This window comes from Micromonospora sp. DT178, assembly GCF_049841695.1.
Taxonomy (GTDB): Bacteria; Actinomycetota; Actinomycetes; order Mycobacteriales; family Micromonosporaceae; genus Micromonospora.
In genome coordinates this window covers 1-510 of record NZ_JBNCKV010000052.1, presented here as the reverse complement: position 1 = coordinate 510, position 510 = coordinate 1, and the positions used below count along the sequence as shown (strand labels likewise).

General features: G+C 67.6%; 1 protein-coding gene. It reads right to left on the bottom strand.

Translation table 11 applies throughout. The features are described from left to right. A partial coding sequence (locus ACLQ22_RS31910) for a zinc-binding dehydrogenase (protein WP_425695586.1) occupies window positions 1-470 on the bottom strand: 470 nt, incomplete at its 3' end. Window positions 471-510 lie beyond the last annotated feature (40 nt).

Genomic DNA, 510 nt, shown 5'->3' with positions numbered 1-510 from the left:
GACGCGTCCACGAATTCCCCGGCCAGGGCGTTGAGGACCACATCCACACCCTCCCCCCCGGTCGTGGTCAGGAAGCTCTGGCGGAAGTCCAGATCGCGGGAGGAGGCCAGGTGCGTATCGTCCAGACCCATCCCGCGTAGGGTGTCCCACTTGCCGGCACTGGCGGTGGCGTATATCTGCAATCCCCAGGCCTGGGCCAGTTGCACCGCGGCCATGCCCACGCCGCCGGCCGCGGCGTGGATCAGGATCCGTTGCCCTGGCTGCACATCGGCCAGATCCCGCAACGCGTAAAACGCGGTCAGATACACGATCGGCACCGACGCCGCCTGGGTAAACGACCACCCCTGCGGGACCCGGGCCAGTAGACGATGATCGGTGACCGCCACCGGCCCGAACGCCCCGTTGAACATTCCGAACACCCGGTCGCCGACCACCACCTCGGTCACATCCGGGGCAGTCTCGATCACCACTCCGGCTGCCTCGCTACCCATCACCGCGGTCGGATCCGGA